This is a genomic window from Aeromonas sp. WP2-W18-CRE-05 (assembly GCF_014168615.1).
In the GTDB taxonomy this organism is placed as follows: domain Bacteria; phylum Pseudomonadota; class Gammaproteobacteria; order Enterobacterales; family Aeromonadaceae; genus Aeromonas; species Aeromonas caviae.
On the sequence record NZ_AP021917.1, the window covers coordinates 2,020,881 to 2,046,976 of the forward strand.

Genomic DNA, 26,096 nt, shown 5'->3' on the forward strand with positions numbered 1-26,096 from the left:
GCCCCCTCATCCCCAAGGGAAGCGCCGACACTGGCACAACAGCCAGGCAAGAAGCCAAGCAACAAGCCAGACAATAAAGCCAGACAATAAAGCCAACGGAAACGGCGACTAGACACAGAACAACAAACAACAGATGACGACACTCGGAGAGACTGTAATGGATTACAAGCACACGAGTCATGGTTGCGGTGCCCTGCGCCTCAGCCTGCTGGCGACGGCCATTGCGGCCGTGCTCCTGCCCACCGCTCAGGCGGTCGAGATCGACACGGACAGTGAAGAGTGGTCAGTGCGTTTCGACAACACCGGCAAGTTCAACTACGGCATGCGCACCGAGAGCGCCGACGAGCGGATGCTCGCCACCCCGAACAGCAACGATGGGGACTACAACTTCAAGGATGCCGGCGACACCGTCACCACCCGCTTCGATCTGTTGACCGAGCTGGACGTGGTGAACAAGGGCAATACCGGTTTTCGCATCAGTGCGGCGAGCTGGTACGACTATGCCTATGACGACGTCGGCGCGAGCGACAACCCCTTTTTGAACAACAACGGTGATGCCTCCGGCATCCCGGGCTGGGGCGCCAACCCCGCAAGGTCGACCATGTTTGGCCAGCCGGGGCTGAGCGATTATGCCGATCGCTACTACAACGGCCCCTCCGGCGAGATCCTCGACGCCTTCGTGTTCCACAACATGGAGATAGGTGACGAGTCGCTGCTCGGCGTCAAGATAGGCCAGCACAACATCTTCTGGGGCGAGACCCTGCTCAACCCGGTGCACTCCATCAGCTACGGCCAGTCTGGCCTGGATCTCGCCAAGCTCGCGGCGTCCCCGGGCACCGAGGCAAAAGAGCTGTTCATGCCCCGCAAGCAGATCTCCGCCTCCTTCACCCTGAACCCGGAGTGGACCTTCGCCGCCCAGTACTTCTTCGACTGGGACGCGGCCCGTCTGCCGGAGGCCGGCACCTTCTACGGTGGCTCCGATCTGGTGGGCTACGGTGCCCGCGCCTTCCTGCTGGGTCACACCGGTGGCCCGGGCCTCGCCGGGCCGAACGGCACCCTGAGCAACATCCGCCGCGGGGCAGACATAGAGCCGGGCAAGCACGGTGACTGGGGCTTCATGACCAAGTGGTCCCCCGAGGCGCTGGATGCCACCCTGGGGGCATACTACCGTCGCACCGCCGACATCCTGCCCCAGGCGGTACTGGACGCCCGTGGTCTGAGCGTCCGCGGGACGAATCCCCTGCCGGCCGGGGCTATTCCCAACCTGCGTAACTCGATTGCCAACACCAGCTATTCCCTGGCCTACGGCGAGGACATCGACATCCTGGGTCTGAGCCTGTCCAAGGACATCGCCGGGGTCAGCGTGGGCAGCGATCTGAACTATCGCCACAACATGCCCCTCTCCAGCATCCCGGCGCTGCTGAGTGCCTCGGGTCCACTCGGGCTGAAACAGGGGCTCGGTGCGCTGCCTGCCCGTAATGACAGCACCGGGGTGATCACCGACGACAGCGACGGTTACAGCGCCACCGGCGAGACCCTGCACTGGACCCTCAACGGCCTGATGACCATGGCCGACACCCCGCTGTTCGACGGTGCCGCCCTGCTGGCCGAGCTCTACTACAGCAACCTGCTGAGCCTCAACGATCACAACAAGGCGCTCTACAAGGGCGAGGACAGTTACCAGGGGCTCGACAAGTCGACCACCGACAACTGGGGCCTGGCGATCAACTTCACCCCGACCTGGTATCAGGTGTTCCCCGGCGTGGACATGAGCATGCCGCTGTCGGTCAACCTCGGCCTGGCGGGGGTGTCTCCCGTGCAGGGCGGCGGTGCCAAGGACACCGGCAACTACGCCCTTGGCCTCGGCGCTACCATCTACAACCAGTATTTCGTCGATCTGAAGTACGTGGACTCCTTCGGCAAGTCTGCCGACTGTAACGACGGCGCCACCGATGGCTCCACCCCCAACGCCCTGGATGCGACCCAGCGCAACACCTGTTATGCCGGCGGTTACTCCTCCTTCTCCGGTGGCGGCGCCACCACGGAAGACAGAGGGGCCGTCTACCTGACCCTCAAGACCACTTATTGAGTCAAGCGACCGAGTCGGAGAACAAGATGATGAAACATAAACAGACCATGCTGGCCCTGTCCCTCGCCCTGGCCTTCACCAGTCAGGCCCAGGCGGCCGTCTCCGCCAGCGAAGCGGGCAAGCTGGGCACCAGCCTGACCCAGGTCGGCGCCGATGCCGCGGCCAACGCCGACGGCTCCATCCCCGCCTATACCGGCGGCCTGACCACGGCGCCCGCCGGCTTCAAGGCCGGTGACAGCATGCGCCCGGATCCTTATGCGGGCGACAAGCCGCAGCTGGTGATCGACGGCAAGAACGTGGCCAAGTACAAGGGTGAGCTGACCGCCACCACCGCCGAGTTGCTGAGCCGCTTCCCGGACTTCAGAGTCGATGTCTACCCGACTCACCGCAGCGTGGCGCTGCCCCAGGCGGTGCTGGACAACACCAGGCAGAACGCCCTGAACGCCAAGACCCTGGAAGGGGGCATGGCGGTGGATCAGGTGCTGCCGGGCATTCCCTTCCCGATCCCGCAGACCGGCGCCGAGGCGATGTGGAACTTCCTGCTGCGCTACCAGGGGGTGAACATCGCCACCAAATACGACTCCTGGAACGTCGATTCCGCCGGGGTAGCGGCGCTCTCCACCACGGGGCAGGCGTTCATCAACTACGCCATCTACGAGGACATGAAGAAGCCCATCGCGGCCAAGGACACCTACTACCAGATGAAGCTCTACTACACCGGGCCCGCCCGCCGTGCCGGTGAAGCCATCATGCTGCGCGATGCCGCCAACCCCCTTGAGCAGCCGCGCAAGGCCTGGCAGTACCTGCCGGGGCAGCGCCGGGTCAAGCTGGCACCGAACCTGGCCTACGATACCCCGAACCCGGGCACCTCGGGCGCCGGCACCTATGACGACGTCTTCGTCTTCAACGGCGCGCTGGACCGCTTCGATTGGAAGCTGGTGGGCAAGCAGGAGATGATAGTTCCCTACAACACCTACAAGCTGACCTATGAGCCCGATGCCCGGGCGCTGACCACCCCGAACTTCCTGTCGCCGGATCACGTGCGCTGGGAGAAGCACAGGGTCTGGGTGGTGGAGGGCAACCTCAAGGCCGGCGAGCGCCACATCTATGCCAAGCGTCGCTTCTATCTGGACGAAGACAGCTGGGTGGCCCTGGCCTCGGATCAGTACGACGCCCGTGGTCAGCTCTATCGCGGCTCCTTCGCCTTCCTGAGCCAGAGCTACGACAAGCAGACCCCGGATGCCACCCCCTTCATGATCTATGACCTGGTGGCGGGGACCTACAACATCAACGGCGTGGTGGGACCCCATGGCGGCATCAAGTACGGCGATTCGCTGTCCAAGGCGAAGTGGTCACCGGAGTCCCTGGCGGGCGCGGGTATCCGCTAAGCATTGATGATCTCCACTGACCCCCCTCCCGGCCTCCCCCTTCGAAAGGGGGAGGAGTGAAGTGCGCCCTCCCCTTGCCAAGGGGAGGGCCGGGGTGGGGTTGTTGCGACCATCCGATGGGTTTTGAAGACAAGGAAGTGGTATGGGTTCATTCAACAAGTTGGCGCCCTGGCTGTGCGGCGCCCTGCTGATGGCAGGGCCCGCGCAGAGCGCGGAGACGATCACGGCGGCGACGGCCTATGTGGACGTGCTGGACTTGCCGGCCAAGCCGAGCGCGCTGGCCAAGCAGAGCCCCTTGCTGGATCTGGCCCGTGCCGGCAGCCGGCTGGTGGCGGTGGGGCAGCGGGGTCACATCCTCTACTCCGACGACGAAGGCAAGGGTTGGCAGCAGGCCAGGGTGCCGGTGAGCTCGGATCTCAATGCCGTCGTCTTCCCCAGTCCCGAGCAGGGCTGGGCCGTGGGGGGGGACGGGGTCATCCTGCACAGCCAGGACGGTGGCGCCAGCTGGCAGAAACAGCTGGATGGCCGCCAGATAGGCGACCTGGTGCTGCAATACTACTCGGCCAAGGCCCAGTCCGAGCCGGACAACGAGCAGTGGGCCGCGTTGGTGGAAGAGGGCCAGCGCCTGGTGGAGGAGGGGGCCGACAAGCCCCTGCTCGACGTCTGGTTCCAAGACGACAGGGTTGGCTACGTGGTCGGGGTGTTCAACCTCATTCTGCGCACCCAGGATGGCGGTCAGCACTGGACGCCGATGCAGGATCGCACCGACAACCCGGATGGGCTGCATCTCAATGCCATCGCCCTGGCCGGGGAGAGCCTCTATCTCGCCGGCGAGCAGGGCTTGCTGCGCAAGTGGGATCCGGGGACGCAGCGCTTCGTCTCACTGCCAAGCCCCTATGACGGCAGCTTCTTCGGCCTCATCGGTCGGCCCGGCGAGCTGCTGGTCTATGGGCTGCGGGGCCATGCCTATCGCAGCACGGATGGCGGCCAGCACTGGGCGAGACTGGCCAGTCCGCTGCCCATCAGCCTCAGCACTGCTATGCAGGGGGCAGATGGCCAGTTCCGCCTCTTTACCCAGGCCGGCCATATGCTGCGGCAACGGGGCAACGAGCCGCTGACTCTGGAACCCCTGGCCGAGCCATCCCCGGTGGCGGGCGCCCTGCTGACGCCCCAGGGCACCCTGGCACTGGTGGGCAGCCGCGGTGTGCGCACCCTGGCGGTGAATTAAGGCGGTCACAAGTATTGCCAAATCAGGCCGTCACCGGATGACGGCCCAATAACGATAACGAGGATCCAGACATGGGCCATGTGAAGCAAGATGCGATGCCGGTGATCCGCGAGCTGGCGCAGTTCGACAGGCGCTCCGGCAACCTGCTGGAGCGGCTGGTGTTCAACCACAGAGCGCTGTTCATGCTAGTGATGACGCTGGCGACCCTGGTGTTTGGCTACATGGCGACGACTCGCCTGGCGTTGGCGCCCAGCTTCGAGAAGATGATCCCCCAGAGCCAGCCCTACATCAAAAACTTCCTGGAGAACCGCCAGTCCCTGCGTGGCCTCGGCAACTCGGTGCGGGTGGTGGTGGAGAACACCCAAGGGGACATCTTCGATCCCGGCTATCTTGGCGTGCTCAAGCGGGTCAATGACGAGCTGTTCCTCACCGAGGGGGTGGACCGCGCCTGGATGAAGTCCCTCTGGAGTCCGGCGGTGCGCTGGACCGAGGTGACCGAGGAGGGCTTCCAGGGCGGCCCCGTGATGCCGGACGCCTATCAGGGCAAGCCCGCCGACATCGAGCAGTTGCGCCAGAACATCAACCGGGCCGGTATCGTCGGCAGCCTGGTGGCGAGCGATTTTAAATCCACCATGCTGATCGTGCCCCTGCTTGACAAGGCATCGGCCACCGGCAAGCCCCTCAACTATCACGAGTTCTCCCAGCGCATCGAGACGTTGCGCAGCCAGATCGAGTTCGACGGCAAGCCCCACAAGGCGGGAGAGGAGGGGACGGGTCAGTACAAGATCCGGGTCATCGGTTTTGCCAAGCTGGTCGGCGATCTCATCGATGGCCTCATTCAGGTGATCATGTTCTTCGCCCTGGCGGTGGCGACCTCGCTTCTCATCATCTTCCTCTACACCCGCTGCGTGCGCAGCACCCTGCTGGTGGTGGGTTGCTCGCTGATCGCCGTGGTGTGGCAGCTCGGCCTCGTCGCCTGGCTCGGCTACGCCATCGATCCCTATTCGGTGCTGGTGCCCTTCCTCATCTTCGCCATCGGGGTCTCCCACGCGGCCCAGAAGATGAACGGCATCATGCAGGACATCGCCCGCGGCACCCATCGCCTGATCGCCGCGCGCTACACCTTCCGCCGGCTGTTCCTGGCCGGAGTCACGGCGCTGCTCGCCGATGCGGTGGGCTTCGCGGTGCTGATGCTGATCGACATCCCGGTCATTCAGGATCTCGCCATCACCGCCAGCATCGGGGTGGCGGTGCTCATCTTCACCTCCCTGCTGTTGATGCCGGTGGCGCTCTCCTATGTGGGAGTGGGCCACAAGGCGGCCGAGCGGGCGCTGGCCATTGAAAATAACGCCGCCGCCAACCAGGGCTTCGGCAGGCTCTGGACGCTGCTGGACCGCTGCACCGAGCGCAAGTGGGCCACCTTTGTGGTGCTGCTGGGCCTGGCCATGGGGATCGGCGGCTACCTGGTCAGCCTGCACCTCAAGATTGGCGATCTGGACAGCGGCGCACCCGAGCTGCGCGCCGATTCGCGCTACAACAAGGACAACGGCTACATCACCAGCCACTATGCGCTCTCGAGCGATCTGTTCGCGGTGATGATCAAGACGGCGCCGGAGGGGTGTCTCAATTACCAGACCCTGATCCTGGCGGATCGCCTGGGCTGGGAGCTGCAGCAGCATCCCGGGGTGCAGGCCACCAGCTCCCTGGTCAATGCGGTGCGCCAGATCACCGCCGGCACCTATGAGGGCAACCCCAGGCTCGCCAGCATCCAGCGCAACCAGAACGTGTTGAACTACGCGGCCCAGCAGGCCTCGGTCAACAGCCCCGAGCTGTTCAACACCGACTGCTCCCTGATGCCGGTGATCGCCTACCTGAGGGATCACAAGGCCGAGACCCTGAGCGGCGTGGTGGCCATCGCCGAGCGGTTTGCCCGGGAGAACTCGTCGCCGGATCGCCAGTTCCTGCTGGCCGCGGGCTCGGCGGGCATCGAGGCGGCCACCAACCTGGTGGTGCACGAGGCGAACCGCACCATGCTGCTCTACGTCTACCTGGCGGTGACCGTCTTCTGCCTCATCACCTTCCGCAGCTGGCGGGCGACCGTGGTGGCCCTGGTGCCACTGATGCTCACCTCTGTGCTGTGCGAGGCGCTGATGGTCTTCATGGGGATAGGCGTCAAGGTGGCGACCCTGCCGGTGATTGCGCTCGGGGTCGGCATCGGGGTGGACTACGCGCTCTACCTGCTGAGCGTGCAGTTGCACCATCAACGCCAGGGCATGTCGCTGGTGGAGTCCTATCGCCAGGCCGTGGCCTTCACCGGCCGGGTGGTGGGGCTGGTGGGCATCACCCTGGCCGCCGGCGTGGTGGGCTGGGTCTGGTCCCCCATCAAGTTCCAGGCCGACATGGGCATACTGCTCACCTTCATGTTCCTGTGGAACATGCTGGGGGCCCTGATAGGGGTGTCGGCACTCTCCTACTTCCTGCTGCGCGGCACCCAGCCCGCTCTGGCCGAAGCCGTTGAGAAGGCTGCTGCGCCCCGTGCGAGCGTCGACGCCTCCGCGCCCCAGGGGAGGATGAAGGCGGAACAGCTGCCGGCCGATGTCCGCTAGGGGCGGCAAGCCGAGATGTGAAGAGGGAGGCGACAAGCCTCCCTCTTCTTTTTTGGCGTGATCTGTTGAGGGGCCGGGTTGGATGGCAAAGGGATGCGGGAGTGTCGCGCTGCTGGCTTTCATGGCATCCCACTCGTTTCGCTGTCGATGGCGAGTGCCCCACATGATGGAAAGCGGAATGCAAAGAGGGAGGCCGCAGCCTCCCTCTTTAATTCAACGTCTGGCGAAGGAATGGGGTCTAGCCGTAGGCAAGGCTGGTGTGCGCGCTCTGGGTCACCTTGGGCACGCCCTTGTGGCGGGAGCGCCAGGTGGCGGGCGGCATGCCGAACTGGGCGTTGAACCAGCGGGTGAAGGAGCTCGGCATGGAGTAACCCAGCATGTCGGCGATGTGGCCCAGCGAATAGCCGGAGTTTTGCAGATAACGCATCACCAGATCCCGGCGCACGTCGTTGACCAGCTCGCTGAAGGTGGCACCGCTCTCCTCCAGATGGCGCTGCAGGGTGCGCACGTTCATGCCCAGGGTGCGGGCTATCTGCTCTATGGTGGCGCGCCCCATGGGCAGCAGCAGGTAGATGGCCTTGCGCACGTCAGTCATCAGGGATTGCTGGGTCTCCACCAGCAGGGTGTCGAGGTACTGGCGCGCATGGCGGGCCATGGCCTGGTTGGCCAGGGGGTTGGGGATGTCCAGATCCGCTGACTGACAGACGATGCCGTTGAACTCGCTGCCAAATTCCAGCTTGCAGCCGAACAGCCGCTTGTGGATGGAGAGATCCGCCGGCGCGTCATGGGTGAAGTTGACGCTGATGGGATGCCAGTTCGCCCCGACCCCGACCTGGGCCGCGCAGAAGCGATACATGACGCCGACAGCAAGCTCGGTGGCCTGGCGCGAGGGCATGGGGGCGTCGGTGATGATCTCCTCGCGAATGATCACCGCCTTGCCCGCCTCCTCGATGAAGATGGCCAGGGCGTTATTGAACAGATGGATGTATTGCACCATCACCTGCAAGCCCTCGCGCAGGTTGGGCTGATAGCTCAGCAGCAGGCTCACCTCGCCAAAGTCCGACAGCTGGCGATGCTCCGCCATGCGCAGCCCCAGGCTCTGGCAGTCGCCGGTGCGGGCGGTGAGCTCCAGCAAGTTGATGATGGTGGAGACCGGGATGCGCTGATTGGGCACATCCAGAATGGAGGCACTGAGGCCGGCTTGCGACAACAGGTGGGGGGTATTGAGGCCCAGTTGGCGGGCGACATCGAGGTAGTTGGTGAGGGTAGCGGCTCTGGCAAGAAGGGTCATGATGCAGTTCCCATGGCGACAGCTCATCTGCTGGTTGTTAACCGTTTTTTATCATTTCGCTTACATCATGGGAAGGCTTATTAACCTATCTGTTAGTCGCAGATCCCAGGGGGTGAGCTCGCTCACAGTCCGCTTCCGATGGCATCCAGGCCCAGCGATCGCCGCCTTGTCCGGCCGAGTCTCTGTCGCAAAAAGACAACTTCATGGCATCCAAGGTAAAGCAGCCGGGGGCCCGGCACCTTACTGTGGTCCCGATGTCATCCGGCCGTCGCCGGAGCGCCTGAACAGGGGAAGATACATGAAGGAATGTCAGCCCGAGGCCACCGTATTGATCGTGCCCGGCCTGCGTGAACACGTGGCGGATCACTGGCAGACCCTGCTCGCCGAGAGGCTTGACAAGGTGGTGACGGTGCCGCCGCTCGCCTCGGACAAGCTCAACTGCCAGGCCAGGGTCGAGGCCATCGAGTCGGCGATCGCCGCCATCGAGGGCCCGGTGATCCTGGTGGCCCACAGCGCCGGGGTGCTGATGGTGGCCCACTGGGCTGCCCAGTACGGCGCTGTCAGTCAGCCCAGGATAAAGGGCGCCCTGCTGGTGACGCCACCGGATCTGGATGCCGACTGGCCCTCCCACTATCCCAGCAAGGAGGCCATGGCGGCCGGCGGTTGGCACCCCTTGCCCCGTATGACGCTGCCGTTCCCGAGTCTGGTAGTGCTGAGTCACAACGATCCCCTGGCGAGCCCTGCGGCGGTGCGTGCCCTGGCCGGGGAGTGGGGGAGCGAGCTGGTGGATGCCGGGGCGGTGGGACACCTCAATCCGGCGAGCGGATTTGGCCCCTGGCCAGAGGCCGAGGCCTTGCTCGGGCGTCTCGACGCCCGCTAACTCAGATGGTGAGGGGAGACGGCTCCCCTGCGCCCAAACACGAATCGGAAGGAGTCCGTATGGTGAAGACAAGGATCATACCGCCAGCCCAGGGAGCCCATGCTTATCCCTTGCTGATCAAGAGCCTGCTGTTGTCCGGGGGGCGCCATCACCCGGGCCGGGAGATCGTCTACGCAGATCGGCTGCGCTACGACTACCGCACCCTCAATCAGCGCATCCACCGCCTCGCCAACCTGTTGACCGCCTCGGGCATTGGACCGGGGGACACGGTGGCCCTGCTGGACTGGGACAGCCACCGCTCCCTCGAGTGCTTCTTCGCGGTACCCATGATAGGCGCCGTGCTGCACACGGTGAATGTGCGCCTGTCGCCGGAGCAGATCGCCTTCACCATGCACCACGCCGAGGATCACCTGGTGCTGGTTCATGACGACTTCCTGCCCATGATGGACTCCATTCAGGAGAAGCTGCCCACGGTGCGCGGTTACATCCGGCTGACCGATGGGGAGTCGCCCTCTACCGGTTTGCCCCTGCTCGGGGAGTACGAGACGCTGCTGGCCGGGGCGGACGACCAGTTCGACTTCCCCGACTTCGACGAATATTCGGTGGCGACCCTGTTCTACACCACGGGCACCACCGGGGATCCCAAAGGGGTCTACTTCAGTCACCGCCAGCTGGTGCTGCACACCCTCAACGAGCTGGGCACCCTGGCGGCCCATGCGGGCCAGTCGCTGCTCTGCTCCGACGACGTCTACATGCCCATCACACCCATGTTCCACGTCCATGCCTGGGGCGTCCCCTATGTGGCGACCATGCTGGGGGTGAAGCAGGTCTACCCGGGGCGCTACGAGCCGAACAAGCTGGTCAAGCTCTATCGCGACGAAGGGGTGAGCTTCTCCCACTGCGTGCCGACCATATTGCAGATGATCCTGGACTGCGAGGAGGCCAGGCAGACCTCGTTCGAGGGCTGGAAGATGCTGCTGGGAGCCAGTGCGCTGCCGCTCGGGCTGGCGACCCAGGCGAGCCAGAAGGGGATACGGGTGCACGCCGGCTACGGCATGTCGGAGACCTGCCCGCTGTTGTGCGTGGTGCACCTCGCTCCCGAGGAGCTGGCGCTGCCCATGGCGGAGCAACTGCCGCTGCGGATCAAGACCGGAAAGCCCATCGGCCTGGTGGACTTGCGCATCGTCGATACCGAGGGCAAGGATCTGCCCCACGACGGTGAGGCCATGGGGGAGATAGTGGTGCGCGCCCCCTGGCTGGCCCAGGGCTACCTGAAGGAGCCCGCCAAGGGGGCTGAGCTGTGGGATGGCGGCTGGCTGCACACCGGGGACGTGGCCTCCATCACCCCGGACGGCACGGTGGAGATCAAGGACCGCATCAAGGACGTGATCAAGACAGGTGGCGAGTGGATAAGCTCGCTGGCGCTGGAGAGCCTCATCAGCGCCCATTGCGGGGTGCATTCGGTGGCCGTAGTGGGGGTGCCGGACGAGCAGTGGGGGGAGCGCCCGTTGGCCCTGGTGGTCGGCAAGGAGGGGACGAACCTGGATCCCCAGGCCATCAAGGCGCACCTGCAGGGGTTCGTCGACAGTGGTCGCATCAATCGCTGGGCCATTCCGCGCCAGATCCGCATAGTGCAGGAGATCCCCAAGACCAGTGTCGGCAAGGTGAACAAGAAGCTGATCCGGGAGCGCGAGTGCCATCCGGCGGTGGAGAACTGAGGGCGCCGTCATAGATCCAGAGGACGGCCTCTCAGTCATCCCCACTGTCTGAGGGGCCTTGTTGGCCGGGCTGCCATGGCTTGACTACGATAACTGAGTTATCACACAAGAGGCGTGCGCCATGAACAGAACCCAGATTCATCTCGTTGATGAAGAGGTGGATTTTCCGTCCAGTGAACAGTTGGTTTCCACCACGGATCTTCAGGGGGTCATTACTTATGCCAATGACCACTTCTGCCGGGTGGCGGGATACAGCAGGGCAGAGATGATAGGCCAGCACCACAACATGGTTCGCCACCCGGACATGCCCAAGGCCGCCTTTGCTGACCTCTGGGGCAAGCTCAAGCAGGGCAAACCCTGGCGCGGCATGGTGAAAAACCGCTGCAAGGATGGGCGTTACTATTGGGTGGATGCCTATGTCACCCCCATCTTCGAGCAGGGGCGGATCAATGGCTACCAGTCGGTCCGCAGTCGCGCCGCGCCGGAGATGAAAGCCGTGGCCGGGCGCACCTATGCCAGATTGAAGAGCGTGGAGCGGGGGGAGCGAAAGGGCGGATTGAGCCTGCGCCCTATGCGCCACGGGCTGGCCATCGTCGGTGTCTTGCTGATGCTGGCGGGGGGGAGCTATCTGATGGGGCCCTGGGGGCCGTTGTTCACTCTGTTGCCTCTCTTGTGGCTGGCCCTGATCTATCGTGACACTCTCATCACTACCCCCCGTTATCTGCGACAGCTCGCGGAGGAATATGACAGCCTGACCCGGCTCATCTATTCGGGGGAGGATGCCAGTGCTATTGCAGACTTCCACATCAAGCTGTTGCAGGCCAGGATCCGCACCGTCCTTGGACGAGTGGACGATGCGACCCTCTCCCTGCAGGATCTCGCGGTGCATCTGAAAACAGCCTCCAGCGAGGCGAGCGCCGACATCGCCGAACAGGATGTCCAGACCCAGCAGGTGGCGACGGCCATCACCGAAATGGCGGCGACAGCCCACGAGATTGCCCGCAATATCCTGGAGACGGACAACCAGATAGCCCAGGCCAAGGCGCACTGCCAACACACCGATCAGCAGCTGGAAGATACCCAGCACAGGGTGACGGAGCTGGCAACCCAGGCAGAGCATGCCTTCACGGCCGCCGTGGCACTGGCTGAGGAGTCGGATCGCATCGGTGTGCTGATGAGCGAGATCCAGGGCATTGCGGATCAGACCAATCTGCTGGCGCTCAACGCCGCCATCGAGGCTGCGCGGGCAGGGGAGCAGGGGCGAGGCTTTGCGGTGGTGGCGGACGAGGTGCGAACCCTCTCCACGCGCACCCACAAGGCGACCGAGCAGATCCAGAGCAGCATAGGCCAGATCCAGCGTACCTTGAACGGCTGGAAGGGAATGATGCAGCAGAACCTGCAACAGACCCAATCCTGCGTGACCCTGACCCGCCAGGGATCAGAGAGCCTGCATCAGGTGCTGGCGGAAATAGAACGGGTGGTGGACCTCTCGGCCCAGATCTCGACGGCGGCAGAGGAGCAGCAGGCGGTAGTGGAGGACATCAGCCGCAACGTCAACGCCATCTCCCAGCACTCCCACACCAACAGCAACAAGATGCAGGACATGGACGCCTCGAGCGACATCCTGCTCACCAAGGCTCGCCAGCTCAAATCCCTGGGGCAGACCTTCGGGTAAGAGCGGTCAGACTCATGCAATGCAGGAAGGCCACCCCTGGGGTGGCCTTCCTGTTTATTGGTTTCACGGGGGTATCGGATCTGTGTGCCGGGAGATGAGCCAGTCAGCCGGACTGCTCCGCCAGCGTGATGACGCGGCCACCCTTGTCACAATACATGGCCCTGTCGGCCTGGATGAGCCACTGCTCCGGGCTCCAGTCATGCTGGTAGTGGCTGACGCCGATGCTGATACCCACCTGCATCGGCTGGTCATTGACCACGAAGGGGGCCTGCATGGCCTGGCGGATCACGGCGGTGACCTCCTCTGCCTGACGGATATCGTAGCCCGGCAGCAGCAGGATGAACTCGTCCCCTGCCAAGCGGGCAAAATAGCACTGGTGGCCGATGGCGTCGTGGATCCGTCTGGCCAGCTGGCAGAGGATGGCATCCCCCTGGCTGTGGCCGAAGTTGTCGTTGATGCGCTTGAAGTCATCGAGATCGCAAAACAGCAGGCAGCCCGGATTGTCGCTTTGCACCTGGTGTTTCAATTGTTCCATCAGGCTCAGGCGATTGGGCAGCCCGGTAAGGGGATCGAGGCGGGCCAGTTGCAGTATCTCCTGCTCTCGCTGTTTGCGCAGGGCCACTTCCTGGTTGAGCCGCTTGTTGCTCATCAGAAGATAGAGGGAGAGCAGCAGGATGAGGCCACCAACACCCAGGCTCAGCAGGAACCAGGGTCGCCAGAAGCTCCACTGTTCTGAGGGAACCTGATAGAGAAAACGGGTCAGGGAGACCGGTTTGGCAAGGAGGCCTATCTCCACCAGCTGCTGCATGATGTGAGCGAAGCGATCCGGATTCATATACCCGATCTCCACATAGAGCGGCTGGATCATCTCCTTGCTCATCTGCAACTCGTATTCCATGTGGGCCTGGCTGCGGTTGACGCCATACTCCGTGCGCAGCAGGGCGATGGCTTCCTCGGGGTGGGTGAGGGCATAGCGCCATCCCTTGAGGCTGGCTGCACGAAAACGTGCCACCCGCTCCGGATTGAGCCGCTCCTGTGCCTGGGTGGTGAAGAGAATGTCGCTGTAGAAATCGATGCCGTAGTTGCGAGGGTTGATGACGGACACCGAGATGCCGCGCTCTTCCAGATAGAAGGGCTCATTGCTCAGATAGGCGTTGAAGATGTCTATCCGGCCGGCGATCAGATCGTCGATGTTGACCGAAGTGGGTACCGGGATGAGCTGGCGCTCGTGAAGCCCCTGATAGTAGAGGGTGGCCAGCAGTTCGGCATCCTGATGACCCGGAAACATCATGATCCGTTTGCCACGCATGTCCGCAACGGTGAGAATGCCGCTGTCGCGGCGTGCCAGGAAGATGGAGGGAGAGTGCTGGTAGACGCTGGCCAGCGCCAGCAGCGGCTTGCCCTGGGCGTAGTGGGTCAGCACCTCGGTGTTGCCGACGCCAAAGTCGGCGCGTCCGGCCAGCACCTCCTGAACCGGACTTATTCCCTTGCCACCTGGCCTTATCTCGACATCCAGACCAGCGTCGGCGTAATACCCCTTGGCCTTGGCCATGTGATAGCCCACAAACTGGGGCTGATGCAGCCAGCGCAACTGCAATACCACCTTCTCCGGCAGATCACGTGTCCGTTCACTGGCCTGGAGGGGCGAGAAGCAAGTGATGCCAAGCAACAACAGCCAAAACAGGCATTTTTTCATTCGTGCGATTCTTGTGCTGAGGGTCCATGAAGATGGCCTGCAGGCCTGCATTCAAGTTGTTAACAAATAACATTCTAAAGGGTTATACATGTACCGGATACAATTGCAGCACAAAGATTTCATGGTGATCAACAAGCGTCCGGGCATTGGCATGCACGATGATGCCGGCGAGCCGGGTCTCGTCAATCGGGTCAGAATGGATACCGGTCTTGACCTCTATCCGGTCCATCGACTGGACAAGATGACCTCTGGGCTGGTGCTGCTGGCCCGCACCCCCGAAGCGAATCGCGCCCTCAGCATGGCTTTCGCGGCGCGGGAAGTGAGCAAGCAGTATCTGGCCCTCTCCGATCGCAAGCCGAAGAAGAAGCAGGGCTGGGTGAAGGGGGACATGGAGAAAGGGCGAGGCGGCAGCTGGATGCTGAGCCGCACCCAGGATAACCCGGCCATCAGCTGGTTCGACTCCGTTTCGGTGCGCGAGGGGCTGCGTCTTTATCGCATCAAGCCCCGGACCGGCAAGACCCACCAGATCCGGGTGGCCTTGAAGAGCGTGGGAGCCCCCATCCTCGGGGATGAGCGTTACGGCGGCACGGCGGCGGATCGCGGTTATCTGCACGCCTGGCGCCTCGCCTTCACCCTGGCAGGTGAGAGCTTCGATCTCGTCTGTCCGCCCGATGAGGGGGCGCTGTTCCTCCTGCCCGAGTTGCATGCCGCCATCGCGGAGATCTCCGAATGAGCGCTGCAACCGCGAGAGTCCCAGCCCGCGGTTGGATCCTGGCCGACTTCGATGACACCCTGGCGCCGGATGACAGCCATGCGGGGTTGCTGCGTTTCATCTTGCGCCGCCGTATCTGGCCGCTGCTGCTGTGGCCACTGATGGCGCTCGGCGCCGTGATCTATCTGCTGCCAGGCCAGCGCAGTCGCGGCATTGCACTCATCTGGTGGGCCATCACCCTCGGGCTACCCCCCCTGGCCTGGCGCGCCCTGGTACGGCAGTACAGCCTGACCCGGCCCGGCCTGTATCGGGAGGCGCGAGCCCTCCTGACGGGGGAGGGGCACCGCTGCTGGGTTATCTCCGCCAGTCCCCGCGCCCTGGTCCGTGCCCAGCTCCATCGTCAACTGCCAAGGCCCCCTCACCGCATCATCGGCTCGCGGATGGGTTACCGTTTCGGCGGCCTGGTGCCGCGCTTCTATTGCCATGGCAGGCACAAGCTGCTGCCCGAGCTCCTGACCCTGGAGGCCGCACTCACCCTGAGTGACAGCTTGCACGATCTGCCCCTGCTGGAGTTGGGGGAGCAGGCCTGGCTCATCAACCCGCAAAGGACTCGATTGCTAAAAGCGAGGGCGGTGCTGCCCCATATCGAACCCCGTTATTGGTCGCTGTAAGGCAAAGCTGACAGCCTTGCGGGACGCTAACGAGCGCAGTGCAAGGTTGAGGCTGGGATGTCACATTTCATTTACATTTTTTGGCGCGGATCCCCGCCAAACTATCTGAACGCCGCCCCTTCTCATTCCCTGCGCTCGCCACTCTAATGAAACAAGTTGTTAACAATGCCGTGCGGGCTGCCTGTCGAGCCCTTGCGGCGTGAACCGTTTCGTTATCAGTTCATCGCAAGGAGCGCATCATGACCACCCCTTCTTCCCGTACTCACACCATCAACCCCCTTGGCACCGACGGGTTTGAGTTCGTCGAGTACACGGCGCCGGATCTCAAGGGCATTGCGGCCCTCAAGGCGCTGTTCGTCTCACTGGGCTTTGCCGAAGTGGCCAAGCACAGGCACAAGCAGTGCTGGCTCTATCGCCAGGGGGACATCAACTTCGTGGTCAATGCCGAGCCCCACTCCCAGGCGGAGGAGTTTGCCCGGGCCCATGGTCCGAGCGTGTGCGGCATGGCGTTTCGGGTGAGCGATGCCGGCCGTGCCCAGCAGTACGCCATCGGCCAGGGGGCCAAGCCGTTTGTGGGCAAAATCGGCCCCATGGAGCTCAACATCCCCGCCATCTACGGCATCGGCGAGAGCACCCTCTCCTTTGTCGATCGCTATGGCGATCGGGGCTCCATCTATGACGTGGACTTTATCTTCTACCCCGACTGGCAGGCCCGCATGGCCGAGGTGGACGCGGGGCTCTATGAGATCGACCACCTGACCCACAACGTCCATCGCGGCAACATGAACCTCTGGTCGAATTTCTACGAGCGGATCGGCAACTTCCGGGAAATCCGCTATTTCGACATCGAGGGCAAGCTGACCGGATTGCACTCGCGCGCCATGACGGCCCCTTGCGGCAAAATTCGCATTCCCATCAACGAGTCGGCGGACGACAAGTCCCAGATAGAGGAGTACCTGCGCCAGTACAAGGGGGAGGGGATCCAGCACATCGCGCTCGCCTCTGCCGACATCTATCACACCATCCGCACGCTCAGAGGGCGGGGAACCGGCTTCATGCCGACGCCGGACACCTACTACGAGAAGGTGGACAGCCGGGTGGCGGGTCATCAGGAGGATCTGGCCGCGCTGAAGACGCTGCGCATCCTCATCGACGGCTCGCCGACGAAGGACGGCATCCTGCTGCAGATCTTCACCGACACCGTCATCGGTCCCGTGTTCTTCGAGATCATCCAGCGCAAGGGCAACGAGGGCTTTGGTGAGGGCAACTTCCAGGCATTGTTCGAATCCATCGAGCTGGATCAGATCCGCCGTGGCGTGCTGGACGGATCCACGCAAGGGGAGGTGAACAGTGCCGCGCAGGGCCAGAAAAACGGAGAACCGAGCGATGCGTAACTGGATAAGCTTCCCCCATCGGGAGGGAACCCACTCCCGCCAGGCCCATGCCGATCTGCCGGAGCAGGCCATCTATGAGCGCGAACTGGGGCGCTCGGGCTTCTTCGGTCCGGCCACCCACATGCACCACAAGCATGCTCCAACCGACTGGGTCAACTGGGAAGGGCCGCTTCGGCCACGGGCGTTTGATCTGAACGATCTGCAGGAGGAGGTGAGCTCCCTCTCCCCCTGGGTGATGCCGGATATCCTCAGCAACCCCCACTGCCGCTACCGCATCTGGCGCCTGCATGAGCCCATGCCGTTTCTGGTGCGAAACGCCGATGGCGACGAGCTCCTGTTCATTCACGAGGGGAGCGGCGAGTTCTACTGCGACTACGGGCACCTCATCTTGAGAGATGGCGACTATGTGGTGATCCCCCGTGGCACCATGTGGCGCATCGAGCCCACCGCGCCCCTCTTCATCCTGATGATCGAGGCGACGGAAGACAGTTATCAGCTGCCGGACAAGGGACTGGTGGGCAATCACGCCATCTTCGATCCGGCGGCCCTGGACGTGCCCGCCATCAACGAGCGCTTCCTGGCCCAGCAGGATGAAAACCCCTGGTCGCTGCAGATCAAGCGCCACGATCAGGTCTCGGTCGTCACCTGGCCGTTCAACCCGCTGGATGCACAAGGGTGGCACGGGGACTTGTGCGTGGTGCGCCTCAACTGGCGGGATATCCGCCCGCTGATGAGCCACCGCTACCACCTGCCTCCCTCGGCCCACTCCACCTTCGTGGCGAGCCGTTTTGTCATCTGCACCTTCGTGCCGCGTCCCATCGAGAGCGACCCAGGTGCCCTGCGGGTGCCTTTCTACCACAGCAATGACGACTTCGACGAAGTGCTCTTCTACCACGCCGGGGACTTCTTCAGCCGGGACAACATCAAGCGGGGCATGGTCACCTTCCACCCTGCCGGCTTCACCCATGGTCCCCATCCCAAGGCCTTTGCGGCGGGGCTGGCCCATGCCAAGACCTTCACCGACGAGGTGGCGGTGATGCTCGACACCCGTGATGCCCTGGTCGTCGGCCCGATCTGCGAAGGGGTCGAACACCCCGGTTATGTTACCAGCTGGCAGCGTCCAGAGATGCTCGGCAAATAAGGAATTCGATATGAAATTGGCAACCCTGAACAATGGCAAGCGCGACGGCGCCCTGGTGGTGGTGAGCCGCGATCTGGCGCGCGCCGTCCACGTGACGACCATTGCCCCGACCCTGCAGTCGGCCCTCGACCAGTGGGGCGAAGTGGCGCCGCAATTGGCGAAGGTTTATCAGCGACTCAACGAGGGCGCCTGCCCCGACGCCTTCCCCTTCGATGAGGAGGCGTGCCTCTCCCCGCTGCCTCGCGCCTACCAGTGGATTGACGGCAGTGCCTACGTCAATCACGTGGAGCTGGTGCGCAAGGCGCGCGGCGCCGACATGCCAGAAAGCTTCTGGCACGATCCCCTGATGTATCAGGGCGGCTCTGACAGCTTCCTGCCGCCCCGTGGCCCCATCGTGATGGGCTCCGAGGAGTGGGGTATCGACTTCGAGTCGGAAGTCGCCGTCATCACCGACGACGTGCCCATGGGCACCTGTTCGCAGGGGGCGGCGAGCCACATCAAGCTCTTGATGCTGGTCAACGACGTGAGCCTGCGCAACCTCATCCCCGGGGAGCTTGCCAAGGGCTTCGGCTTCTTCCAGTCCAAGCCCTCCAGCAGCTTCTCGCCGGTGGCCATCACCCCGGACGAGCTGGGGGATGACTGGCGCGATGGCAAGGTCCACCTGCCCCTGGTGACCCACCTCAACGGCGCCCTGTTCGGGCAGCCCGACGCCGGGGTGGACATGACCTTCAACTTTGATGAGCTGATTGCCCATGCCGCCAAGACAAGGCCGCTCGGGGCGGGCTGCATCATCGGCTCGGGCACCGTATCCAACTACGACAGAAGCCGGGGATCCTCCTGCCTTGCCGAGCGGCGGATGCTGGAAATTATCGAGTCAGGTCAAGCCACTACACCCTTTCTGCGCTTTGGTGATACAGTGTCCATCGCGATGCAGGATCGCAACGGGATGAGTCTGTTTGGCACCATTTTGCAGCGGGTCACGCAAGCAACGGCCGAGCGGGCGAGCTAGGAGAGCCCGACACCTGGAGGGGCGGGCGACACGGCAGGTGGCAGACACCTGCCACCACAGGGACACACTATGCTGCAGTTGTTTGGATATTGGCGCTCATCGGCCAGCTTTCGCGTGCGTTTGGTACTGCAACTCAAGGGGCTCGATTATGAGCAGCACCCGGTCAACTTGCGGCAGGGTGAGCAGAAGGAGAAGGCCTACCGCCGGGTCAATCCCCAGGGGCTGGTGCCGTTTCTCGTGGACGATGACGTGCATCTGGGTCAGTCGGTGGCCATCATGGAGTACCTCGACGAGACCTATCCCGCCTACCCCCTGATGCCGTCTGCCCCCATCGAACGTGCCCGGGTGCGCCAGATCGTCAACATGATCGCCTGTGACACCCACCCCCTCAACAACCTGCGCGTGCTGCACTACCTGGAGCAGGAGCTGGGGCAGAGCAAGATGGCGCGGGATGCCTGGTATCGCCACTGGATTGACGAGACCTTCACCGCGCTGGAACAGCTTCTCATGACCACCGCCGGCATCTATTGCGTGGGCAACGAGGTCACCCTGGCGGACTGCATGCTGGTGCCCCAGGTCTACAATGCCCGCCGCTTTGACATGACCCTGGATGACTACCCCACCATTGCGCGCATCGTCGCCAACTGCGAGCAGTTGCAGGCCTTTATCAAGGCTGCCCCCGCCAATCAGCCGGATGCCCAGCCCTGAAGCTGTGCAGACCGGGCCAGCGCGTTGGCCCGGTCTGCCGTCTCTTTCCTTGCCCGGGTTATCTTGCTCGCCTCAGGGCGTGCCATTGGCCCCATAGCGTCGAAACCCCGGCCGCTCTTTCAGTCGCTGGTAGTAGTCGTCCACGGCGGGTAGCGACGGGCGATCATAGGGCGTCTCCAGCCAGCGGTTGACTGACAGCCCGATGGGAATGTCTGCCAGCGAGAAGTGCGGACCGGCCACATATCCTCCGGTTGTTTGAAGCTGTCTCTCCAGGATCTCCATGCAGTGAGACCACTGCAGGCAAGCTGCATGAAGGGCCTGATGGTCTTGATGCTGGGGGGAGCGCCTCACCAGCGACAGGAAGGCGTAGCGCCAGGCGGTGTTCAAGTCCGATGCTTGCCAGTCAATCCATTGATCGACCCGAGCCCTGGCTCTCGCCTCGGCGGGATAGAGTGCATTGGCACCATGGCGCGTCGCCAGGTAGCGGATGATGGTGTTCGACTCCCACAGCGTAAAATCCTCATCCTGAATGACGGGCACCATGGCATTGGGGTTGAGCGCCAGAAACGCCGGGGTGTCCGTGGGTCTGAAGCCGGATCCCCACTCCTCCAGCTCGAAGGGGAGGGTCAGCTCGGCGCAGGTCCACAGTACCTTGCGCACATTGATTGACGACGCCTTGCCCAGTATTCGCAACATCTTTTTCGTCCTTGTCCGGGGTGATGGATGGCCTGTTTGTCGCAGACATGCCACTCCCTGTTTGCGTAGCCATCAGGGCCCTGCACTGTCACTGACCGTGCGGGGCCCTGTTTTATTGACTGGCGAGTCAGCCGTGGGTGGTCCTTGGCTGGAAATAGGCGATAAATTTGCCGAGTTTCTCCCCGTCGTAACTCTTCCCCTTCTCCAGCAGCCCGGTGTTGAAGGACTCGAGCAGCCTGCCCTTGGCATCCAGCACGTAGAAGTGGGGCACCCCCAGATACTCGGGGTAGGCTTTCAGGAAGGATTCATTCTTGTTCTGCTCGCTGACGTTCACCTTGACCACCACGAAGGTGCGGTTGAGCTGGCCGGCGAGATCGGGTTCCCGGTCCAGAAAGCGGTTCATCTCCTGGCACCAGCCGCACCATTCGCCCCCCACCAGCAGCAGGACTTTCTTGCCCTCGGCACTGGCCTTGGCGGTAGCGGCGGCGAGATCGCGGGCCGGATCCCGCGTCTCGTCATAACCCTGGCTGTAATCGGGCAGGCTCTGACTCCAGAGGTGGTCGCCCGCGTAGGCGGCGCCATTGAAAAGGAGGGTGCCCAGCATCAGGGGCAGTAACAGTCGTTTCATGGTCTCTTCCTTGTGTCGTTATCTTTGCTTCCAGGCGCAGACAATGTGACACGAGGCGTTTCCTGCGCCAAGCCGCAAACAGGGAAGGGGAAGGCAAAAAGCGGCAATGGAATGGCAGAAAACAACAAAGCCCCTCGAGAGGGGCTTTGTATTCAGGTCAGGGGCGATCAGTAACCCTGCTGGTGGACGTCCATCACGGCGCGACCGGAGGGGTCGGCCATCTCCTTGAACTTGGCATCCCATTCGAGCGCGGTCGGGGTGGAGCAGGCGACCGACTTGCCGTAGGGCACGGTGCGGGCGGCGGACTCCAGCGGGAAGTGCTCGTCGAAGATGGCGCGGTAGTAGTACGCCTCCTTGGTGAGCGGGGTGTTGACGGGGAAGCGGAACGCCGCGGCCTCGAACATCTGATCCGTCACCTCTTCCTCGACCATGGCTTTGAGGCTGTCAATCCACGAATAGCCCACGCCGTCGGAGAACTGCTCCTTCTGACGCCACGCCACTTCGTGGGGGAGCAGATCCTCGAAGGCTTCCCGCAGGATGTGCTTCTCGATCTTGCCCTTGCCGCACATCTTGTCGGCGGGATTGAGGCGCATCGCCACGTCCATGAACTCCTTGTCGAGGAAGGGCACGCGGCCTTCCACGCCCCAGGCGGCCATGGACTTGTTGGCCCGCAGGCAGTCATAGAGGTGCAGGGAGGCGAGCTTGCGCACGTTCTCCTCGTGGAACTCACGGGCGTTGGGGGCCTTGTGGAAGTAGAGGTAGCCGCCGAACAGCTCGTCGGAGCCTTCGCCGGAGAGCACCATCTTGATCCCCATCGCCTTGATGTAGCGCGCCATCAGATACATGGGCGTGGAGGCGCGGATGGTGGTGACGTCATAGGTCTCGAGGTGATAGATGACGTCCCGCAGGGCATCCAGCCCTTCCTGCACGGTGAAGTGGATCTGGTGGTGGATGGTGCCCAGGTGATCGGCCACCTTGCGGGCGGCGGCGAGATCCGGCGACCCTTCCAGGCCGACGGCGAAGGAGTGCAGCTGGGGCCACCAGGCTTCGCTCTTGCCATCGTCTTCCACCCGGCGGGCGGCATAGAGCTTGGTGATGGCGGAGATGACGGACGAATCCAGACCACCGGAGAGCAGCACGCCATAGGGCACGTCGCACATCAGCTGGCGCTTGACCGCCGCTTCCAGGGCGGCTTTGAGCTCGGCCTTGTCGCTGACGTTGTGCTCGACCGGCGCGTATTCCATCCAGTCCCGTTTGTACCAAGTTTTAAGCTCGCCATCCTTGCTCCACAGGTAGTGTCCCGGCGGGAAGGTCTCGACGCTCTTGCAGACCGGCACCAGCGCCTTCATCTCGGAGGCGACGTAGAAGTTGCCGTGTTCGTCGCGGCCGGTATAGAGGGGGATGATCCCCATGTGGTCGCGACCAATCAGGTAGGCATCCTGCTCGGCGTCATAGAGGATGAAGGCGAAGATGCCGTTCAGTTCGTCCAGGAACGCCGGGCCTTTCTCCTTGTAGAGGGCCAGCAGCACTTCACAGTCGGAGTGGGTCTGGAACTGGAAGTCGACCTTGAGGTTCTTCTCCAGCTCCTTGTGGTTGTAGATCTCGCCGTTGACGGCCAATACGTGCGTGCGCTCGGGGTTGTAGAGAGGCTGTGCGCCGTTGCCCGGATCGACGATGGCCAGGCGCTCGTGCACCAGGATGGCCTTGTCGGAGCTGTAGACGCCGGACCAGTCAGGCCCGCGGTGACGCAGTCGCTTGGACATCTCCAGGGCCGATTTGCGCAGGGCAGTGGCGTCGGTCTTGATGTCCAGAATGCCGAAAATAGAACACATTGGCGGTAATCCTCTTGATTTTTATATGAGCCCCCCACGTTTGGGCTCGAAATTCCATTTACATTCCTCGCCAATCACAATGCCTAGCGGAAAACCCTTTTGCAAGCGGGAAAACCGCAGAAAATCATGCCGTAAGCGTCAAGTTGCGCCAGGGAATGGCGGCCGTTCGGCCGCCTGAAGAGAGAGGGTCAGGGTTGACGTGCGCGTCAAGTCGCGGCGGGTTCGAAGATCACATAGAGCTTGCGGCAAGGGGTGAGGGTCTCCCACTGCCCGACAAACCCGGCGGGAATGACGAACTGATCCCCCGGTTTGAGGTGCAGCCGGCCGCCCTGCTCGTCGTGGATCACCGCCTCCCCTTCCAGCATCTGGCAGTATTCGTGTTCGGTATAGTGAACGGCCCAGCAGCCCGGCTCGCAAGCCCAGAAGCCCACGTGAAACTGCTGGCTCGGGTCGGAGTAGTGGTTCCATGCCGTCTGGCTCGGCGTTCCGGCCCTGATGCGCTCGGGGGCGGGCATCAGCGGGGTGGGGGAGACAGTGTGCTTGTCCAGCAGGATCCAGTCGTTCAGGCTCTTCATGGTGCGTCCTTGAGTGGCGAAGGAGCATCCTGCTCCCGTTTAGTTTGTTTAACGATGTTGCGCTTACGTTAAACGAAACGGGCCCCCTTTGCCAAGGGGGCCCGTGCAGGCTGAAGGCTACCGGAAGGGCGGCACCCGGGATCAGACGATGTCGATGTCCACCACGGAGTCGAAGATGTGGTTCGGTCGAAACGGCATGCGGTCGATGTCCGCCACCTTGCTCACCCCGGAGAGCACCAGCACCGTCTCGAGACCGGCCTGGAAGCCCGCCAGGATGTCGGTGCGCAGGTTGTCGCCGATGATGATGGTGTCGTCGGAGTGAGCCTCCATCCGGTTGAGGGCCGCGCGAATGATCCAGGCGCTCGGCTTGCCGACATAGAAGGGCTTCTTGCCGGTCATCCGCTCGATGGGGGCACACAGGGCGCCGCAGGCCGGGTACATCAGGGGGCCGTGGGTATCGGGGTTGGTGGCGATGAAGCGGGCCCCCTGATCCACGAACTTGGCGCCCTGCTGCATCATGGTCCAGTTGTAGTTGCGGGTCTCCCCCACCACCACGAAGTCGGGGTCTATGTCGGTGATGGTGAAGCCGGCCTTGTAGAGCTCGTGGGTCAGGGCCCCTTCGCCAATCACATAGGCCTTCTTGCCATCCTGGCGCTTGAGAAAGTCGGCGGTGCCCATGGCGGAGGTGTAGAAGCACTCCTCGGGCACCTCTATTCCGGCGGATCGGAAGCGGTTTTGCAGATCTTTCTGGGTCTGGGCCGGGTAGTTGGTGAGGAACAGGAGCTTGCTGCCCTGCTCCAGCAGGCGGTGGACGAAGCGGTCGGCGCCGGGAATGAGATCGTTGTTGTGCAGGATGACGCCGTCAATGTCACAGATGACGTTTTTCTTCATGAATTCTCCTTGTAGGGCGCAAGAGCGGGGACAGGGCATCCCTCTGTTCGTCTCTTCAATCGGTTATGGTTTTTGTGCCGCCATTATAAGGCCCTTTGATGACAAGTCTCCTCCGGCGGGCCAGATGGGTGCACAATGAAGGCGAAGGGAGGGCGCCGCCCCGGTGGTGCCCGCACGGAGTCTGACGATGGAGCCGTCATCATGGAGCACTTTATTGCCGACTTGCCCAAGCTGGAACTGCACCTGCATATCGAGGGGACCCTCGAACCCGAGCTGATGTTCGCCATCGGCCAGCGCAACGGGGTGGCGCTGCCCTGGCCCGATGTCGACAGCCTGCGCGCCGCCTATGAGTTCGACGGCCTGCAATCCTTCCTCGATCTCTACTACCTCGGTGCCAGCGTGCTCATCCACGAACAGGACTTCTTCGACCTCACCTGGGCCTATCTCGAGCGCTGCGTTGCCGATCACGTGGTGCACGTGGAGATCTTTTTCGATCCCCAGACCCACACCGCCCGCGGGGTGCCTTTTGCCACCGTGCTGGGGGGCATCGAGCGGGCGTTGCAGGCTGGCGAAGCAGCCTTTGGCATCAGCTGGCGTCTTATCATGAGCTTCCTGCGCCACCTGAGTGAAGAGGCGGCATTCGCCACCCTGGCAGAGGCCACGCCGCACCAGGCGCGCCTGCACGGGGTCGGCCTCGATTCGGGGGAGCAGGGCAACCCGCCCAGCAAGTTTGCACGGGTTTTTGCCCGGGCCAGGGAACTGGGGCTGCCGGTGGTGGCCCACGCGGGGGAGGAGGGACCTGCGGACTACATCTGGCAGGCGATCCGGGAGCTCGGGGTGCAACGCATCGATCACGGGGTGCGCTGCGTCGAGGATCCCGCGCTGCTGAGCTATCTGGCGGATACCCGGTTGCCCCTCACCGTCTGCCCGCTCTCCAACGTGCGCCTCAGGGTGTTTGACCAGATGGCCCACCACAATGTGCTGAGGCTGCTGGAGCAGGGGCTCTGCGTCACCGTGAACTCCGACGATCCCGCCTATTTCGGGGGATACCTGGGGGCCAACTTCCAGGCCCTGGCCGACGGGCTTGGCGCCAGCCAGGAGCAGCTGTGCCGCCTCAGTCTCAATGCCGTGGAGGCGAGCTGGCTGAGCCTTGCGGACAAGGTGCGCCTGACCCGGGACATTCGCCTCCATGCCGCCCTGCACGGGGTGAGCCTGCACTGAGCAGGCCGCCTTGCACACCTTGAATGGAGGAGGCCCGCCATGGCGGG

21 protein-coding genes are annotated in these 26,096 nt (G+C 63.2%); 14 read left to right on the forward strand and 7 right to left on the reverse strand.

The features are described from left to right. Window positions 1-157 precede the first annotated feature (157 nt). The 4 genes from H7R73_RS09580 to H7R73_RS09595 all read left to right on the forward strand — a co-directional run bounded on the left by H7R73_RS09580 (window position 158) and on the right by H7R73_RS09595 (window position 7,311). Window positions 158-2,089, forward strand: coding sequence for a DUF1302 domain-containing protein (locus H7R73_RS09580; protein WP_042016955.1), 1,932 nt, complete (start codon window positions 158-160; stop codon window positions 2,087-2,089). 26 nt (window positions 2,090-2,115) lie between these two features. Further along, window positions 2,116-3,477 carry a DUF1329 domain-containing protein gene (locus H7R73_RS09585; RefSeq protein ID WP_231959455.1) on the forward strand — a complete coding sequence of 454 codons (1,362 nt, stop codon included), beginning with the start codon at window positions 2,116-2,118 and terminating at the stop codon, window positions 3,475-3,477. A gap of 142 nt (window positions 3,478-3,619) precedes the next feature. After that, window positions 3,620-4,705: a WD40/YVTN/BNR-like repeat-containing protein gene (locus H7R73_RS09590; protein WP_042882806.1), complete on the forward strand. Its 1,086-nt coding sequence runs from the start codon at window positions 3,620-3,622 to the stop codon at window positions 4,703-4,705. Window positions 4,706-4,776: 71 nt separating this feature from the next. Beyond that, the gene (locus tag H7R73_RS09595) at window positions 4,777-7,311 is read left to right on the forward strand and encodes an efflux RND transporter permease subunit (protein WP_182951681.1); all 2,535 of its coding nucleotides are present in this window, start codon (window positions 4,777-4,779) and stop codon (window positions 7,309-7,311) included. Between the two features lie 238 nt (window positions 7,312-7,549). On the opposite strand, the gene H7R73_RS09600 is transcribed toward H7R73_RS09595, so the two are convergent. Continuing rightward, a complete protein-coding gene (locus H7R73_RS09600; protein WP_042882909.1) occupies window positions 7,550-8,602 on the reverse strand; it encodes an AraC family transcriptional regulator in 1,053 nt (350 codons plus the stop codon). Window positions 8,603-8,900: 298 nt separating this feature from the next. On the opposite strand from H7R73_RS09600, the gene H7R73_RS09605 reads away from it, so the two are divergent. From H7R73_RS09605 to H7R73_RS09615, 3 genes are all read left to right on the forward strand, one after another. Beyond that, window positions 8,901-9,482 (forward strand): RBBP9/YdeN family alpha/beta hydrolase, encoded by a 582-nt coding sequence (locus tag H7R73_RS09605; RefSeq protein WP_103260315.1) that lies wholly within the window; start codon window positions 8,901-8,903, stop codon window positions 9,480-9,482. Window positions 9,483-9,541: 59 nt separating this feature from the next. Next, window positions 9,542-11,200, forward strand: a complete 1,659-nt coding sequence (locus tag H7R73_RS09610; RefSeq protein WP_103260314.1) for a fatty acid--CoA ligase — start codon at window positions 9,542-9,544, stop codon at window positions 11,198-11,200. Window positions 11,201-11,321: 121 nt separating this feature from the next. After that, window positions 11,322-12,875, forward strand: coding sequence for a methyl-accepting chemotaxis protein (locus tag H7R73_RS09615; RefSeq protein ID WP_103260313.1), 1,554 nt, complete (start codon window positions 11,322-11,324; stop codon window positions 12,873-12,875). Between the two features lie 103 nt (window positions 12,876-12,978). On the opposite strand, the gene H7R73_RS09620 is transcribed toward H7R73_RS09615, so the two are convergent. After that, a complete protein-coding gene (locus H7R73_RS09620) occupies window positions 12,979-14,571 on the reverse strand; it encodes a GGDEF domain-containing protein (RefSeq protein ID WP_103260312.1) in 1,593 nt (530 codons plus the stop codon). 88 nt (window positions 14,572-14,659) lie between these two features. Here H7R73_RS09620 and H7R73_RS09625 point away from each other — a divergent pair, with 88 nt between their 5' ends. From H7R73_RS09625 to maiA, 6 genes are all read left to right on the forward strand, one after another. Beyond that, window positions 14,660-15,304, forward strand: coding sequence for a TIGR01621 family pseudouridine synthase (locus H7R73_RS09625; RefSeq protein WP_042016970.1), 645 nt, complete (start codon window positions 14,660-14,662; stop codon window positions 15,302-15,304). Next, window positions 15,301-15,954, forward strand: coding sequence for an HAD family hydrolase (locus tag H7R73_RS09630; protein WP_103260311.1), 654 nt, complete (start codon window positions 15,301-15,303; stop codon window positions 15,952-15,954). Before H7R73_RS09625 ends, H7R73_RS09630 begins: the two co-directional genes overlap by 4 nt. A 239-nt stretch (window positions 15,955-16,193) precedes the next feature. Beyond that, window positions 16,194-17,348 carry a 4-hydroxyphenylpyruvate dioxygenase gene (gene hppD / locus H7R73_RS09635; protein WP_103260310.1) on the forward strand — a complete coding sequence of 385 codons (1,155 nt, stop codon included), beginning with the start codon at window positions 16,194-16,196 and terminating at the stop codon, window positions 17,346-17,348. Continuing rightward, the gene (locus H7R73_RS09640; RefSeq protein ID WP_103260309.1) at window positions 17,341-18,489 is read left to right on the forward strand and encodes a homogentisate 1,2-dioxygenase; all 1,149 of its coding nucleotides are present in this window, start codon (window positions 17,341-17,343) and stop codon (window positions 18,487-18,489) included. The genes hppD and H7R73_RS09640 overlap by 8 nt, the downstream gene beginning before the upstream one ends. Window positions 18,490-18,499: 10 nt before the next feature. Next, window positions 18,500-19,498, forward strand: a complete 999-nt coding sequence (locus H7R73_RS09645) for a fumarylacetoacetate hydrolase family protein (protein ID WP_041214991.1) — start codon at window positions 18,500-18,502, stop codon at window positions 19,496-19,498. A 69-nt stretch (window positions 19,499-19,567) separates the two neighbouring features. Continuing rightward, window positions 19,568-20,206: a maleylacetoacetate isomerase gene (gene maiA, locus H7R73_RS09650; RefSeq protein ID WP_010675120.1), complete on the forward strand. Its 639-nt coding sequence runs from the start codon at window positions 19,568-19,570 to the stop codon at window positions 20,204-20,206. Window positions 20,207-20,278: 72 nt separating this feature from the next. On the opposite strand, the gene H7R73_RS09655 is transcribed toward maiA, so the two are convergent. The 5 genes from H7R73_RS09655 to H7R73_RS09675 all read right to left on the reverse strand — a co-directional run bounded on the left by H7R73_RS09655 (window position 20,279) and on the right by H7R73_RS09675 (window position 24,828). After that, the gene (locus tag H7R73_RS09655) at window positions 20,279-20,902 is read right to left on the reverse strand and encodes a glutathione S-transferase family protein (protein ID WP_048208735.1); all 624 of its coding nucleotides are present in this window, start codon (window positions 20,900-20,902) and stop codon (window positions 20,279-20,281) included. 127 nt (window positions 20,903-21,029) lie between these two features. Then, on the reverse strand, window positions 21,030-21,530 hold the full coding sequence (locus tag H7R73_RS09660; RefSeq protein WP_103260308.1) for a thioredoxin family protein: 501 nt from the start codon (window positions 21,528-21,530) through the stop codon (window positions 21,030-21,032). 167 nt (window positions 21,531-21,697) lie between these two features. After that, window positions 21,698-23,362, reverse strand: coding sequence for an asparagine synthase B (gene asnB, locus H7R73_RS09665; RefSeq protein WP_042016980.1), 1,665 nt, complete (start codon window positions 23,360-23,362; stop codon window positions 21,698-21,700). A gap of 206 nt (window positions 23,363-23,568) precedes the next feature. Further along, window positions 23,569-23,937 (reverse strand): cupin domain-containing protein, encoded by a 369-nt coding sequence (locus H7R73_RS09670; protein ID WP_041213049.1) that lies wholly within the window; start codon window positions 23,935-23,937, stop codon window positions 23,569-23,571. A 141-nt stretch (window positions 23,938-24,078) separates the two neighbouring features. After that, window positions 24,079-24,828 (reverse strand): HAD-IIA family hydrolase, encoded by a 750-nt coding sequence (locus H7R73_RS09675; protein WP_010675115.1) that lies wholly within the window; start codon window positions 24,826-24,828, stop codon window positions 24,079-24,081. 201 nt (window positions 24,829-25,029) lie between these two features. Here H7R73_RS09675 and H7R73_RS09680 point away from each other — a divergent pair, with 201 nt between their 5' ends. Further along, window positions 25,030-26,049, forward strand: a complete 1,020-nt coding sequence (locus H7R73_RS09680; RefSeq protein ID WP_103260307.1) for an adenosine deaminase — start codon at window positions 25,030-25,032, stop codon at window positions 26,047-26,049. The last annotated feature ends 47 nt before the right edge of the window (window positions 26,050-26,096 follow it).